The 14,394-nt window shown below is 67.9% G+C and carries 6 protein-coding genes and 3 pseudogenes; 5 read left to right on the top strand and 4 right to left on the bottom strand.

Annotation, left to right across the window (positions count from 1 at the left end; translation table 11 throughout):
* From ACH4EB_RS36400 to ACH4EB_RS36390, 3 genes are all read right to left on the bottom strand, one after another.
* The gene (locus tag ACH4EB_RS36400; RefSeq protein WP_398352694.1) at positions 1 to 5,208 is read right to left on the bottom strand and encodes an SDR family oxidoreductase; all 5,208 of its coding nucleotides are present in this window, start codon (positions 5,206 to 5,208) and stop codon (positions 1 to 3) included.
* Entirely contained in the window at positions 5,201 to 7,048 is a 1,848-nt protein-coding gene (locus tag ACH4EB_RS36395; protein WP_398352693.1) for an AMP-binding protein, read from the bottom strand. The genes ACH4EB_RS36400 and ACH4EB_RS36395 overlap by 8 nt, the downstream gene beginning before the upstream one ends.
* A 166-nt stretch (positions 7,049 to 7,214) precedes the next feature.
* Positions 7,215 to 8,501 (bottom strand): MFS transporter, encoded by a 1,287-nt coding sequence (locus ACH4EB_RS36390; RefSeq protein ID WP_398352692.1) that lies wholly within the window; start codon positions 8,499 to 8,501, stop codon positions 7,215 to 7,217.
* Between the two features lie 870 nt (positions 8,502 to 9,371).
* Between ACH4EB_RS36390 and ACH4EB_RS36385 the strand changes: the two are divergent.
* The 5 genes and pseudogenes from ACH4EB_RS36385 to ACH4EB_RS36365 form a co-directional block, all read left to right on the top strand.
* Positions 9,372 to 10,167, top strand: a pseudogene (locus ACH4EB_RS36385) (transposase).
* A 53-nt stretch (positions 10,168 to 10,220) separates the two neighbouring features.
* On the top strand, positions 10,221 to 10,433 hold the full coding sequence (locus tag ACH4EB_RS36380) for an endonuclease/exonuclease/phosphatase family protein (protein WP_398352690.1): 213 nt from the start codon (positions 10,221 to 10,223) through the stop codon (positions 10,431 to 10,433).
* Between the two features lie 276 nt (positions 10,434 to 10,709).
* Positions 10,710 to 11,344, top strand: a pseudogene (locus ACH4EB_RS36375) (IS5 family transposase); the annotation flags it as partial.
* A 96-nt stretch (positions 11,345 to 11,440) separates the two neighbouring features.
* Entirely contained in the window at positions 11,441 to 12,745 is a 1,305-nt protein-coding gene (locus ACH4EB_RS36370) for an ISL3 family transposase (RefSeq protein ID WP_398352688.1), read from the top strand.
* A 342-nt stretch (positions 12,746 to 13,087) separates the two neighbouring features.
* Positions 13,088 to 13,273 (top strand): annotated as a pseudogene (locus tag ACH4EB_RS36365) (transposase); the annotation flags it as partial.
* 65 nt (positions 13,274 to 13,338) lie between these two features.
* Here ACH4EB_RS36365 and ACH4EB_RS36360 read toward each other — a convergent pair.
* Positions 13,339 to 14,232 carry a transposase family protein gene (locus ACH4EB_RS36360; RefSeq protein ID WP_398352686.1) on the bottom strand — a complete coding sequence of 298 codons (894 nt, stop codon included), beginning with the start codon at positions 14,230 to 14,232 and terminating at the stop codon, positions 13,339 to 13,341.
* Positions 14,233 to 14,394: the final 162 nt, after the last annotated feature.

The following is a 14,394-nucleotide window of genomic DNA, read 5'->3' as shown; positions in this document are numbered from 1 at the left end:
TCAGCCCTTCTTCCCGGCGTCGACGACCTCGGCGAGCCCGGCGAGCGTGGGGCTGTCGAACACCACGTCCAGGTCGAGGTCGAACCCGAATTCATCCTGGATGCGGTCCATCAACTCCACCGCGGTGAGCGAGTTGCCGCCCAGGTCGAAGAAGTCCGCGCCGGCGGGGAACGAACTCTCACCGAGCAACTCCTGCCAAAGCGCCTTCAAGCGCTCGAAGGTGCTGAGACCCGCCGGACGATCCTGGGGCGACGCGGCCCCGGCGGCCCCGGCGGCCTCCGGCACCGACGGGAGCACGTCGGCCACGACCTTCGCCGCGGCGGGGTGGCCGTCAACGTACTGGTGCAGGGAGACCTGCCCCTGGAGCCCGGAGGTGAGCACGGTGCGCACTAGCGCCGCTGCCAGCTCGACGGGGATGCCGCGCACGGGCGGCATCGGGGAGGGGACCGAGGAAGGCGGCCTGTTCTCCACCCGGAGGTCGGCTTCGGCCACGCGGAGCATGGTGAAGCCGCGTACCCGTACCGCTACGCGGCCCTCTGCATCGGCAATGTCGACATCGGCGACGAGTGTGCTGCCGGTCGCCCCGGTCCTCCGGATCCACGCGTACGCCCGTTCCGGTATCGGTGCGTAGCGGGTGATCGTGCGGTAGCGGAACGGCAGGTGGGAGGCGTCCGTGCGAGGATCGTGGACCGATGCGGTGGCACAGTCGAGGAGCACCGGGTGCAGGGTGAAGCCTGCCGCCTGCTCGACGTACTCCTCGGGCACCTGCAGGTTTAACAGTTTTTCGCTGCCGTGCTCGCCGTCGGCCCACAGTGCGGTGGCGGCCCGCCAGTGCGGGCCGAAGGTGACCATGCCGCTGCCCTCGTCCCCGACGCCCTCGGGAATCGCAGTGGTGATACGGCTGCGCAGCCCGGCGACGTCCAGCGGCTGCGGGCGGGGCCCAGGATATTCCGGTACGAGGCCGCAGGCGTATGTGACAGTGGAGTCGTCGGCAGGCGTCACCCGGAACGCCAGGCCACCGGCCGTGTCACTGCGCAGCTCGACGGTCACCGTGCACGGCTCGGGAACGGCCAGCGGGGCGTTGAACACCACGTCCCGCAGCTCGAACGGGCCGTCGTCGTCCCTGTACTGCATCACGGTGCGCATGACCAGGTCGAGTGTCCCGGTCGCCGGCATGACGGGGACTCCGTGGATGCGGTGCTCGTCCAGGATCGACCCCGGGAGCGTCTCGAGACGCACGTCGGTGGTGTGGACGACGACGTCGCGCTCCTGTCGGCCTTGCTCCGTGCGCAGCAGATTGGCTGCCATCCCGATATCGCGCCACGCGGGCCAGTTGACGCTTACCGAGCGTTCGGCCGGGGTGCCCCTGCGCACCAGCGCGTCCATCACGGCATTGGCGACGGCGTAGTCTCCGCCGCCGGGCTGGCCGCCCAGCGCGCTGCGGCTGGAGAAGGCGATGAATGCCTTCGGAGCCGGCACTTCCTTGAGAGCTTCGAGGAGGTTGACGGTACCTGCCACTTTCGGTCCGAGGGCCGCCGCCGTACGGTCCGCGTCGGTCAGGACCGCGATTCCGGAACCCGCCGAACCCGCGAGATGGACGACGGCGCGGATCTCGCCGAAGTCGCCGCGCACTTCAGCGACGGTGGCCCGCACCGCCTCACGGTCCGTGATGTCGCAGGCAAGGCCGATCAGCCGGGCACCCTGCTCGCGTGCGGCCAGATGGGCGTCGGTGAGCGGGCGCGCGGTCCGCCCGAGCAGGACGAGGGTCGCCTGCGGGTCAAGCAGGGAGATCTGCTGCGCCACCACGCCGGCCAGCGCCCCGTAGCCGCCGGTGAGGAGGTAGGTGCCACCGGCGCGCCAGGTGTTCGCCGAACATTCGGGCTCGTCAAGGGGGAGCTCTGCCGGCGTCCACACCAGGTCACCACGCAGGGCGAGTACGGTCACCTCACCGTTCACGACCCTGACGTGGCGCAGGATGCGGGCGCCAGGGGCGGTGACGGGTGCGTCGATCAGGCAGGCGCCGCTGACGGCGCCTTCGGCGAGCAGGGTCCGTACGAGCGGTGCCAGCGCGGCTCGCCCCGCGGTCACGGTCTCCTGGCCGCTCACATCGGCTGCGCCGGAAGTGAGGACCACCAACTCAGGGGCTCGGGCCGCTTTGTGGACGAAGAACGACCGGACCGCGGCCACGATGCTGCGGTAGCTGTTCGTCAGCTCCTCGTCGAGACTGCCCTCGGAGCTGGTGAAGGTCAGGGCGTGGACAAGACGGTGGATACCTCGCCCCTCCGCGTGAAGATCGGTGTGCAACTGCCCCAGATCGGCGGTCAGGTGGTCTCTCCGTACGACACGGACGCCGTTCGCGAGCACCTGGTGCCGGTCCGAGACGCGGATTACGACATCGCCGTCCCCGGCCAGCGCATCCGCCAGCGGCGCCGCCTCGGGAGTGTCCGCGACGAGTACCGCGGTCACACCGTCCGGCAACGCCGCGGCGGGGGAGTGCGGGCTCGTGGCCGCGACCTTCCAGTGCGGCAGCAGCCAAGGGCCGGTTGGCTGCGCTGGGCCCGCGGGCGCCGCGGCAGCCGGCCGTTCCTGTGTGGCCGTGGGCTTCGGCCAGCAGAGCCTGCGCTGGTAGGCGTAGCCCGGCAGCGGAGCCCGGACGACGTCGCCCAGTGGGTCGAGGATGTCCCAGCCGACGGTGTGCCCTTTCGCCCACAACACCGTCGCTGCTCGGAGCAGCGCGGTGCGGACGGAGGGCCGCTGGCCGCCCTCACCGGGGAGCGAGGCGACAGCACGCTCCTTGCCGAGCGGATGCTGGCGGACCGCGGCCGTGAGCGTTCGCCCCGCGCCTGTCTCCAAGAGCAGGCAGGCGCCGGCGAGGGCCGCCTCGGCGGCCTTGCCGAAGTCGGGTGCGCGCACCGCGAGACGAGCCCAGTGGTCGGCCTGCCCGAGCGCGCTCATGGGAGCTGCCGCGCCGAGCGAGCTCGCGTAGAAGGTGACGCCGGGCCGGGTGGTAAGCGAATGCCCCCGCAGCGCTGCGAACACCGCGTCCGGAACGGCGTGCGCCGCAGGCGTGCCCCAGGTGGAAACCGTGCCTTCCGACCGCGAGCGCACCCCCCGGCGGCGCAATTCCTCGGCCAGCGCGGCGATGCGCTCCGCGGCGCCCGCGACGGACAGCTGCTGCCTGCTGTGCACTGCGGTGATGCCGACGCCGTCCGTCAGCAGGGAACCGATTTCGTCGGGCGCGGCGGCGACCAGCAAGGACTCCAGCGCGGCGCAGTCGGCGAGGACGTGTGTCTGGGCGGCGACCACGGCGATGCCGGCGTCGAGAGTGAGGATGCCACAGACCACGGCGGCGGTGACCTCACCCACGCCGTGACCGAGTACGGCGTCGGATTCCACGCCGCAGGTCTGCCAGAGGGCGGCGGTGGCGTACGCGATCGCGAACGTCAGTGGCAGGTCGAGCGCAGGGTGCGGCAACGACCCCTGCTCGGCCTGCCTCAGCAAGCCCGCCAGGTCGATACCGTGCCGGTCGAAGTGGCGGCAGCAAGAGTCGAAGGCGGCGTCGAACGCCGGGTGGACGTCGGTCAGGCCCTGCCACCGGTCCTCGCCCCGGCCGCCGGTGGCGGGGAAGAGGGAGACCAAGCCCACGCGATGTCCCGTGTCGCCGTGCTGCACAGCGGGTGAGCCGTCGGCGAGGGCCACGTCGAGGGGCACTTCGGCAGGGTTGACCAGCACCGCGCCACGGAAGTCGTACGGCTGATCGTGGACTGATCGCAGTGACGCGGCCACGTGCGTCGGCGCGTCGTCGTGCCGGATGGTCCAGTTCCTCAGCCGCCGTTGGTACGCCTCACGAGCAGATGCGTCGGCGGCGGACCAGAGCAGGACGACCGGTCGCGTGGTTTCCCCTGCACGTACCGAGACGGGGGCTCGTTCCACGATGGCATGGGCGTTGGTGCCGCCCATGCCGAACGAACTGACGCCCGCGACTGACAGCGATCCCGTGTCCTCCCGCTCCCCGGCCACGTAAAAGGGGGAGTCTTCCAAGCCCAGCTTCGGATTGACGCTGTGAAAGGAGCCGCTTGCCGCGATGATGCCGTTCTCAAGGCAGAGCACGGTCTTGATCAGGGAGGTGACACCCGAGGCGTGCCCGAGGTGCCCGATGTTGCCTTTCACCGACCCGAGGGCGCAGCTCGCCCCGCCCGTCGAGCCGAGCGTGGTGAAGGCCTTGACGAGGCTCGCGACCTCAATGGGGTCGCCCAGGTACGTTCCGGTGGCGTGGGCTTCCACCATGCGTATGTCGGCTGGCGCGACGTCGGCGCGGAGCATGGCCTCGCTGATCACGGCGGCCTGGCCGAGCACACTGGGAGCGGTGAACCCGACCTTGGAGTCTCCGTCGTTGTTGACGGCGGAACCCCGGATGACGGCCCGGACCGGGTCGCGGTGGGCGAGCGCGTCGTCGAGGCGCTTGAGAACGACCACCCCACCCCCGGAGCCGAAGACCGTGCCGGTGGCATCGGCATCGAAGGGACGGCACATTCCGTCGCGGCTCAGAGGCCCACCCTCGTCCCACATGTAGCCGGACCCGAGCGGAAGTTCGATGTCCGCGCCTCCGGCGAGGGCCACCTCGCACTCACCGGACAGCAAGGCTTGGGCGGCTTGGTGAACGGCGACGAGGGAGCTCGAACAGGCGGTTTGCACGGTGACCGCGGGGCCGCGCAGACCCAATTTGTAGGACACCAGTGTGGCCAGGTAGTCGAGGTTGTTCCCCGTCCCGACGGCCATCCCGCGGGTACTGCGCCAATGGAAGTCCGAGCTGCGCCGGAGCAGGTCCGCGTAATGGTCGGTGCCCGCCGACCCGAAGACCCCCACGTCCCAGGAGCCGCCAGGGCGCAGACCCGCGTTGAGCAGGGCGTCGTGGCAGCACTCCAGGAAGAGCCGGAACTGCGGGTCGCAGGTCTCGGCTTCGCGTTGGGTCATGTCGAAGAAACCGGGATCGAACATGTCCAGGTCGCCGGCGGTCGCCACGACCGGTATGTAGGCCGGATCGTCGACGCGTTCCCCCGCCGCCCCGGCCGCTCGGAGCTGATCGTCGGTCATCCGCTCGATCGAAACCGTGCCGGAGGAAATGTTGTGCCAGAACTCGTCGATATCGCAGGCGCCGGGAAATCTTCCGGACAGCCCGATGACAGCGATCAGATCGGAATCAGCCACGGCTATTCTTCTCCAGCTCTTCGTATAGACGCTCACGGCGGCTTGTGGACGATGCCTTGGCGTGGCGGTCCGTCCCCAGGCGCCTGGGAGCTTCCGTGGACCGGTGGCCGGAGGTCAGCGACTTGGTCAGCTCTGCGGTGTTGGGATGGGCGAACAGGTCGATGACGGGAAAACGGCGGCGCAACGCCGTCTGGAGCGAGGCGTGCAGCCGCACCAGCTGGAGCGAGGTGAGCCCGCCGTCGAAGAAGTTCCGGCCCGGCGGGAGAGAGAGCCCAGTCTGCTGACGGATCATGTCGAGGATCACCTGCTCGACCGGATCGGCCTCCGGTCGGGCGTCGGCGCCGGCGTCCCGCCCGAGAAGGCGTCCGGGCCCGACGACCTTGTGGTTCACGCTCATCCGGAAGTTCTCGACCAGCAGGATCCGGGCCGGGACGACATGCGAGGGAAGGCGTGCACGCAGCCAGTTTCGGAGGCTGCTCTCCAGTGTTCCGAAGGCATCGGAACGAAGGTCGTGATCGGGGCACACCGCCAAAGTGAGTGCCTCGGGTTCGTCACCGTACGACCACGGGCCGGCCCACACCGCACGGCAGTCCTCGTGCTCCAGAGCCGCGTTCTCGATCTCCTCGGGCGCGACGCGGTGACCATCGACCGAGACTCGGCGGTCACTGCGCCCGGTGAGATGGATCAGACCCCGCTCGACTCGTCGCCCCATGTCACCGGTGTGCACAGGGCCCGTTCCGGGGGACCCTTGCCCCAGCCCCAGGTGCGGGCCGTCGATGACGAGTTCGCCCAGCTCCCCGACCGGTGCAGGGCGGCCGTCCCGGGCCAGTACACGGACCCGGGTCCTGCCGAACCGGTCGCCGATCGGCACCCGGTCGGTGTCCGAGAGACCGTCGAGCACCGTGTCGTCCACTCGGCAGGCCGAGGCGATCTGGGCGTACTCGGTGCACCCGTACGCGTTGTACACCTCGGCGCCTCCGAGCCCCTGCAGCGCCCTCACCGTGCCCGCACGCAGCGCGTCGCCCCCGCTGATGACCAGTCGGAGATCAGGCAACCCGTCCCCTGCGCTGCCGGCGACGATCAGCTCCAGCAGGCCGGGGGCAGCGTGCAACACGGTGACGCGTGCGTCTCGCAGGAACCGGTACAGAGCGCGGGGTTCGGCCATCGCCTCAGGCGGCGGCACGGCCACGCGGGCCCCGCACAGGAGGGGAACGAGGCCGTCACGCAGCACAGGGTCGTGACCGATGCCGCTCACCAGGGCGAAGCGGTCCTCGGAAGACGGGCGATAGGCTTCGAGGTAGTCCTCCAAGGCCCCGAACAGCGCTGTAGCGGAGACCGCGACGGTCTTGGGGACGCCGGTGGAGCCCGAGGTGAAGAGGACGTGCTGGGCGCTCTGGGGTACCGCCGTGGTTCTCCCGCTCCGGCCCTCGGAGGCGGCTGAGACCCTGCAGGCCGCGTCGGTTACGTCGATGCGGTGGGCGGCGCCCAGCAGCGCCGCCCGTTCGGTGCGCACTTGGGCCGGCAGAGCACGGTCGACGATTCCGGTCACGGTGCCCCGCTGCCAGCAGGCAAGGAGAAGCGGGAGGAACGAAACACACCGCTCGGCCTCGACGAGCACGGTGCTCGCGGGGTGCACTCCCTGTTGATCGAGCCACGCTGAGAACTCGGCGACACGTTCGGCGAGTTGGCCTCGGTCGAGCACGCCCGAGGGCGTGTCGACGGCAGGTGTCCCTGGGGCTCCCGTCAGGAGGCTGAGTGCGGTGAGCCGAGTCGGAGCCGGCGCGGCACTCGCCGCGACGGGCGTACTCCGAGTTGTCGATTCATCGACTGAATTGGACATGGATGCCCCTTCGCATACGGGAGACTGGGCGCCCGCCTAAGGCGCTTCTGATGGGGCTACCGGGGAGCCCACTGGCGCTCTGTGAGATTCCTCGTGAGGTGCCGATGGAATCGTTAGGGGCGCTTGTGACAGCCGTCGGACAGCTTCAAGAGCCGTCAGAAACCGCCTAGTGGTCGGCGGCAGTGTCGAGCTCGCGCTCCGCAGGGGCGCCGGGGGCGACTTCCACGGGGGCCGTGCTCCCGCGACGGTCGGGCTTGAGCGCGAGGTAGAGCGCGATCGCAGGGCTGAGGACGACCGCGGACACCGCCAGGGCGGCGGTAACGCCCAGTTTGCTGCCGACGGCACCGATGGAGGGCCCGCCCGTTACCTGACCGAAGGCGTCGATCTGGCTGTTCAGGGAGAGCCCCGTCGCACGGGCACGGGAGTCCAGGTTCCGGTTCATCCAAGCCATCTGGACGGGGAAGGCGAGATCCCGGGCACCGTTGCGCAGCCACAGGCCCGCGAGAGCGAGCCCGATGATCGGGCTGACACCGAGAAGAACGATGCCCGCCACTTGAGCTGCCATCATCAGGGCCATCAGCCGGTTCGGGTGCCGGTTGTTCATCGTCCGCGGGATGACCCGATTCACGGTGAGCGAGACGACGAGGGAGATGGCCGTACCGACCAGGGTGAAGACGGTGAACCACACGGTGGGGCCGTCGAGGCCGGCGATGGAGGGCAGAGTGAAGTCGCTGAGAATGCGGTCCACCCAGAGGCGGTCCACGGCCTCGCTGGCCAGCCCGACGAAGAGGCTCACCAATGCCATCGTGAGCAGGACGCGGTTGGAGCGGATCGCCGCGATGCCAGTCTTGACCTGCGCGAACATGGCGGAGAACGTCTCGCGGTCCTCAAGCGGTGTCGGTTTGAAACCGTTCTCGGGCATGAAGAACGCGAGGAACAGGGCGACGGCGAGGAAGGTGACTCCCGCCACCAGCAGTGGCAGGCCGAGGTAGCGGAGCCCGAGAAGGCAGGCCGCCAGGGTACCGACGATGGTGAAGACGAGGTCGATCTGCCGGCCCTGGGTGAAGACGGGCTGTGCGTTGTCCGGGCCGATCTCGTCGGCCAGCCAGGCCTGGCCCGAACCGGACATGAAGGTGAAACCGACACCCCATATGAAGGAACAGGTGACAGCTGCCCAGAATTCCGGTACCAGCCCCTGGAGGACGAAGGCGAACCCGGAGAGCGAAGCGCCGATGATCAAGGAAAGGCGCCGTGAATAGCGGTCGGCCACTACGCCTGTTGGAACTTCACACAGGAAGACCGTTGCTTCGAGCACGGTTCCTACCAGGACCAGTTGGAAGGGTGACAGGCCGACGACGCTTGCTTGGTAGACGATCTGTAGGGTTCCCACCAGCGCGTACGCGAATCCCAGAAGGGCTACGTAAATGCGGAAGGTTCGGATCGCGTTCGTCATGAGCGGGGTCCTCTGATGCGTTCGTGGCTAGTCATACTTCACATGTCGGGGAGAGTCGAGTGATGTTCCCTAAGGGACGACGACAGAGTGTGGCGTGTAACGGCATAACAGTTCGACCTTCGTTAGAATGCCTATGCCTGCGCACCTTATGGGCGGCGTCGAGCGCCCTTTCGCCCGCCGACCTCCATGGAACTGCCGCCTGCACTCCGGAAGGCAGTGTAGGAGTTACCGCCGCTTCTGAAGGGGGGCGTGAGTTTCCGGCCCTACCTCGGCAAGTTCCGCACTCGGTATGGTTGGGCGGTTCTGGCTCCGGGCAGCGCTGTCGAGCGGCCGAACTGGCATACGTGATGGCCGTGGCAGCTTTCCAAGGCGCCAGGCTGCCAGTCAATCGCCGACGCAGTCACCGACTGGGACTTGCCGTGTGAACTAACTCCTCTCGGGCGCGCGTCCACGATTTTCCGTGATGCGTCAGCCGAATGCTCCCCGCAGCCGAACAGGTGATGCATGAAGCGTGGAAAGGGCTAAAGGGTGTCGCTGACCGAGAAGCCCGTTCAGAAAGGCTGTTAGGTACCTTCTGTGCGCGACAGGAAAGATGAACTCCCCGTTTTCGAGTCGATGTGCCGCTCCGCTACCTCCGGGAGGAGATCAGACACGCCTGGGGCCACAGAAGATGTTTGGGAAGATTGCAGATTTACCTGTCACCGTCGGAAGGTGCTTGTCAGCTTCTTTGATCCGTCGCGCCCGGGACTTCGATTACGGAAGCTACATGACGTGTCGCCCGCAATCAAGGGTCGACTTTGTTGCCAAACTTCGAGTGTGCTGTCCCCCCTGAACCAGGGTGAATCCCGTATGGTTGAAGGTTGTCCCATAATGGCTGGTCACAAGCGAGATGATCTTGGTGTAGCTGGTGTGATCACGGCATCGGTGCCATCCTGGGTAGGCCCGTTCTCTGGGCTGAGTCCGCGTTGCTTCGGCAAGTTGGTGACGGCTGTGCGTCGCGAGACCGCGAGCAAAGTTCGACGAGGGCGGTCTTGGGGTCTATCGCTCGAAGATCGAATTCTCCTGGACACGGCCTACTGGCGCACGGGCGTGACGCTGCGCCAGCTGGCCCCGCTGTTCGACATCTCCAGGTCCGAAGCTGACCGGGGCATCGACCACCTTGGGCCGCTTCTTGCGCTGCGGACGCGCGAGCGCTTCCCTTGAGGACACCGTCCTCATCGTGGACGGGGCTTTGGTGCCCACGCGCGACCGCATGATCGCGGAGCAGTCGAAGAACTATCGTTACTCCACCGCCCACCAGGTCATCATCCACGCTGGCACCCGCCTGGTCGTCGTGGCCGGCCAGCCCGTTCCGGGCAACCGTCACGACTCCCGCGGCTGGGAGGAGTCCGGCGCCAAGGCCGCCGTCGGCAGGACGATGACCATCGCCGACGGCGGCCGAGGGACTGGACTGGTCATTCCGCACCGTCGCCGCAAGGGTGAAGAACTCCCGGCTTGGAAGGAAGAACATAATCGGTCGCACAAGAAGGTCAGGGGCCGCGTTGAGCACACCTTCGCGCGCCTGAAGGGCTGGAAGATCCTGCGCGACTGCCGACTCAAAGGCGACGGCGTCCACCACGCAATGCTCGGCATCGCCCGCCTGTATAACCTCGTCGTCGCCGGATAGCCGGCGTCCAGCATGGTCCATGATGCTCATGCGAACCTGGTAGAGGGGCGGCAGTGATACGGGTGCTGACATGGAACGTGTGGTGGCGTTTTGGCCCGTGGGAGGGACGGCGGAAGGCCATCCTCACAGTGGTGAGAGATCTCCAGCCCGATATCATCGGCCTTCAGGAGGCGTGGGCCTACGGCGGGGAGAATCTAGCGGAATCGCTCGCGTCCCACCTCGACATGCACTGGACCTGGGCAGCATCCCGCGCGCCGGAGCGGTGACAAAGACGCATCGGGGACTCAACGATGGAGACCGGCAACGCCGTCTTGAGTCGCTGGCCCATCGCGGAGCACGACAGGATGGAGTTGCCAGCCCGCGAGCACGACGATGACGGCCATCTGATCCTCTACGCACGTATCGCCCCCCCCACACACACCAGGTGCCGTTCTTCACCATCCACCTCAGCTCGGCCATCGATGCCTCCGCAGTATGCTGTCAACAGGTCGTAGTGCTCGCTAAGACAGTGTCCTTTGTGGTGAGGTGGGTATCCCCTGGGTATGGGGCGGGGTACGTGGAGTTGGATTGTTCTGGATGGTTTGTGGGAGATTGCCAGATCGCTGATCCCGCCGGACCGGGTGCGGCCGCAGGGCGGCGGAACGCCGAACACGCCTGATGAGACGCTGTTCGCGGCCATCGTCTATGTGCTGGTCAGCGGTTGTGCCTGGCGGGCTCTGCCACCGTGCTTCGGCATCTCGAAATCCACCGCCCACCGCCGGTTCCTGATCTGGTCGAGGGCCGGTGTCTGGGGCCGGCTGCATGAAGCCGTCCTGCATCAACTCGACGACGCCGGCCTGGTTGACGTCTCCCGCGTGGTCCTCGACTCCGCGCACGTGCGCGCGAAAAAGGGGGCGACCTCACAGGGCCGAGCCCCGTGGACCGGGGCAAGCCGGGTTCCAAGATGCACCTCCTGTCGGACGCGAACCGACTGCCCCTGGCCGTCGGCGTATCGGCCGCCAACACCCACGACGCCCAGGCACTGAAACCGATGGTCCTGGGCCCCCAGACGCGGCGCGACCCGCACCGCGGCCGGTGGTTCAAGCCCCAGCGCCTGCACGCCGACAAGGCATACGACATCCCTCACCTGCGGAAATGGTTGCGGGGCAAGCACATCTGTGTGCGGATCGCGCGCAAGTGATGAGGATCCTTGAAAACGGGTCTGGTTGACATCTCGGGACGGTCACGATCGCCATCCGTAGCGATCACGGTCTGGGGCGGGCATGACCTGGTCATGCGGGACTTGTCCGTGGTGAAGCAGGCGCTCCTGCCGAAGGCGGCTGGACTGGTGCTCGACCGGTTCACCGAGTCGGAAGGGCTGGTGGTGGTCGAAGCCCATTGCGCCGTCGGCGAGTTGGCGTGCCCGGCCTGCTCGGCCGTCTCCCGGCGGGTGCACAGCCGGTACGCGCGGCGGCTCGTGGAGTTCCCCGTCGGCGGGCGCCGGGTGGTGGTGAAGCTGACGGTACGGCGGTTCTTCTGCGACTCCGCCGGCTGCGACCGTCATACGTTCGCCGAGCAGGTAGAGGGAATGACCACGCGATATGCCCGTGCCGGGCCCGGGGTGAAGGTGCTGTGGCGGGCCGTCGCGCTCGCACTGGGCGGGAGGCCCGGCGTCCGGCTGTGCCGCGTCCTGGGGGTGCCGGCCGGACGCGGGCGGCTGCTCGGGCTGCTGCACGCGCCACCGGTGCCGGCCCGCAGCCCAAGGGTGCTCGGCATCGACGACTTCGCCTTCCGGCGCTCGCGGACCTACGGGACGATCTTGCTGGACGTGGAGTCATCCACGGTCGTCGACATGCTGCCGCACCGGACCAGCGAAACTCTGGCGGCCTGGCTGACCACGCATCCGGGTGCGGAGATCGTGTGCCGGGACCGCGACAGCGGATACAGCCGGGCAGTGCGCGAGGCAGCGCCGGACGCGACCGAAGTCGCCGATCGCTTCCACCTGCTCCAGAATCTGGCGGCCGCAGTGGAGAAGACCTGCCACCAGCACCGCTCCTGCCTGCGAAAACACGCCGAGGACGGGGCCGGGCGGATCCGGCCGCAGCCTCTGCTGCCGGACCTTCCACCGCTGGAGCTGCCCCGCACCCAGCTGATCGAACGCACCCGCCACCGCTACGAGGACGTCCACCGGCTCGTCGACGCGGGCTGGACGATCAGCGCCATCGCCCGGCGGCTGCACCTGGACCGCAAGACCGTGCGCCGCTTCCGCGACGCCGACCTCGACCAACTGCTGGCCACCGCCCACCACCGGCGCCCATCCGGCGTGCTGGAACCGTTCAAGCCCTACCTCAACACCCGCTTCACCGAGGCAGGAGGCCAGGTCAGCGGCAGCCGCCTATACCTTGAAATCCGCGCCCAGGGCTACCAGGGGAGTCGCGTGAGCGTCCGCAGGCACCTCGCCGCCCTGCGCGCGGGCACCGCCGAACCCGTCCGCGTCGACATGCCCAGCCCGCACAAGATCACCGGCTGGATCACGCGGCCCCGTGACGCCCTCACCGACCGCCAAGAGGAACAACTGCTGCAAGTCCGCCTCGCCTGACCGGATATCACCCGGGCCTGTGACCTCGCCCGGACATTCGCCGACTTGGTCCGCCAGCGGCACGGCCACCTGCTCATGGACTGGATCCGCCAGGCCGAACAGGACGCCCCCGCCCCGATGCGAGGCTTTCCCGGGTTCCTGCGCCAGGATCTCGACGCCGTCACCGCCGGCCTCACCCTCGCCTACAGCTCCGGTGTTGTCGAAGGCCACATCAACCGTTTAAGACGATCAAGCGGCAGATGTACAGCCGCGGTTCGTTCCAGCTCCTCCGCACCCGCGTCCTGCTGCGATCGTGACCGTCCCGAGATGTCGACCAGACCCGATTTCAAAGAGCGTCATCACAAGGGCATCGAACCCAGCCGGCGACTGGGACGACACCGCTGGGTCATCGAACGCGCCCTGTCCTGGCTGTCCGGCTACCGCAGACTCAGTCCCCGCTACGAGCGAGAATCCCGCAACTGCTTGGCCCTCCTCGGCCTCGCCGCAGCCCTGATCTGCTACAAGCGCCTCCAACGACTCACCACATAGGACACCGACTTACGAGTTGGTGCGTGATAGCGGGTGGGACGTGTCTGCCTTGCTCAGCACGTTGCTCAGGCAATATTGCGGTCGGAGACAAGGCTGGAGATGGCTCGGTAGGTGTCGGGCAGGCGGTCGCGGCGATGGGTCCAGCGCGTCAACTGTTTCCAGCGTTTGTGATCGGCGAGGGCGTGTTCAACGGTGATCCGTTGTGAGGAGTGGTCGTGCCGTTGGCGTGCTCGGGCTTCGACAAAGGGCGCTATGGCTCCCGGTCGCAGTTTGCGCGGCGGGGTGAGGGCTCGCCTCGGGTGGTCCCGTCCGAGGCCGAGGTAGCCGTCGTCGAGGAAGACCTGGACGAGGTTGAAGTGGTCCAAGCATCTACTGATCCCGGCCGTGCGGGCGGCGGTCACATCATGCATCCGCCCTGGCCTGAGGGCATCGGTCCACAGAGTTCGGCCCTGGTGGTCGGCGATGACGGTGGTCTTCATCGTGTTCTGCTTCTTCTTGCCCGACACGAACGCCCGCCGTCCGCCCCGACCCGCGGCAGGCCGGCGGACTTGCACCTCGGTGGCGTCCAAACGCAGCTGAACACCTTCCGCCTGGGCATAGGCGAACACGTCCTCCAGAGTGCGCAGCCGCAGATCAGGGCGGTCTGGTACGGCGAACCCACGCTCGGCGAGCAGACAGCGGACCTCACCGACAGCCCGAGTGACGGTCGAGCGGTCCACTCCGTAGAGCAGGGCCAAAACCGAGTGCGGCAGATCGTGGCGAAGATGAATCAGTGTGGCCACCAGCCGGTCCACGAAGACCAGCCGGTGCCGGGCACCAGCACCCGGCGCACGCTTCCGCTCGCCACCCCTCACCCGGAACCGATGCCCTTCGACACCGGCCACCCAGGGCCCGGTCAACTCAGCTACCAACGACGCCAGATGCTCTGTCGGGATGCCAGTGAACAGCGGATGCGCCAACACCGAACGATCAGTCGAACCCCTCACCAACAGAGCATGCCCACCCACAATCACGCACCAACTCGTTAGAGGGCGTCTGGTTCGCGTAGTTCGTGAGTGATTGCGTTTTATGTGTATCGCCAGGTGGGGGTGGTTTCGTCGGTTGCTCGTTTGGCGAGGTTG

It is taken from the genome of Streptomyces sp. NPDC018045 (genome assembly GCF_044327445.1).
In the GTDB taxonomy this organism is placed as follows: Bacteria; Actinomycetota; Actinomycetes; order Streptomycetales; family Streptomycetaceae; genus Streptomyces.
The sequence above is the reverse complement of the archived record's forward strand: the minus strand, read 5'-3'. Positions and strand labels throughout refer to the sequence as shown.

What these genes read in the sequence shown, in the direction of transcription:
- ACH4EB_RS36395 (WP_398352693.1), bottom strand. Translation starts at nt 7,048, where the DNA reads ATGTCCAATTCAGTCGATGAATCGACAACTCGGAGTACGCCCGTCGCG.
- ACH4EB_RS36390 (WP_398352692.1), bottom strand. Translation starts at nt 8,501, where the DNA reads ATGACGAACGCGATCCGAACCTTCCGCATTTACGTAGCCCTTCTGGGA.
- ACH4EB_RS36370 (WP_398352688.1), top strand. Translation starts at nt 11,441, where the DNA reads ATGCGGGACTTGTCCGTGGTGAAGCAGGCGCTCCTGCCGAAGGCGGCT.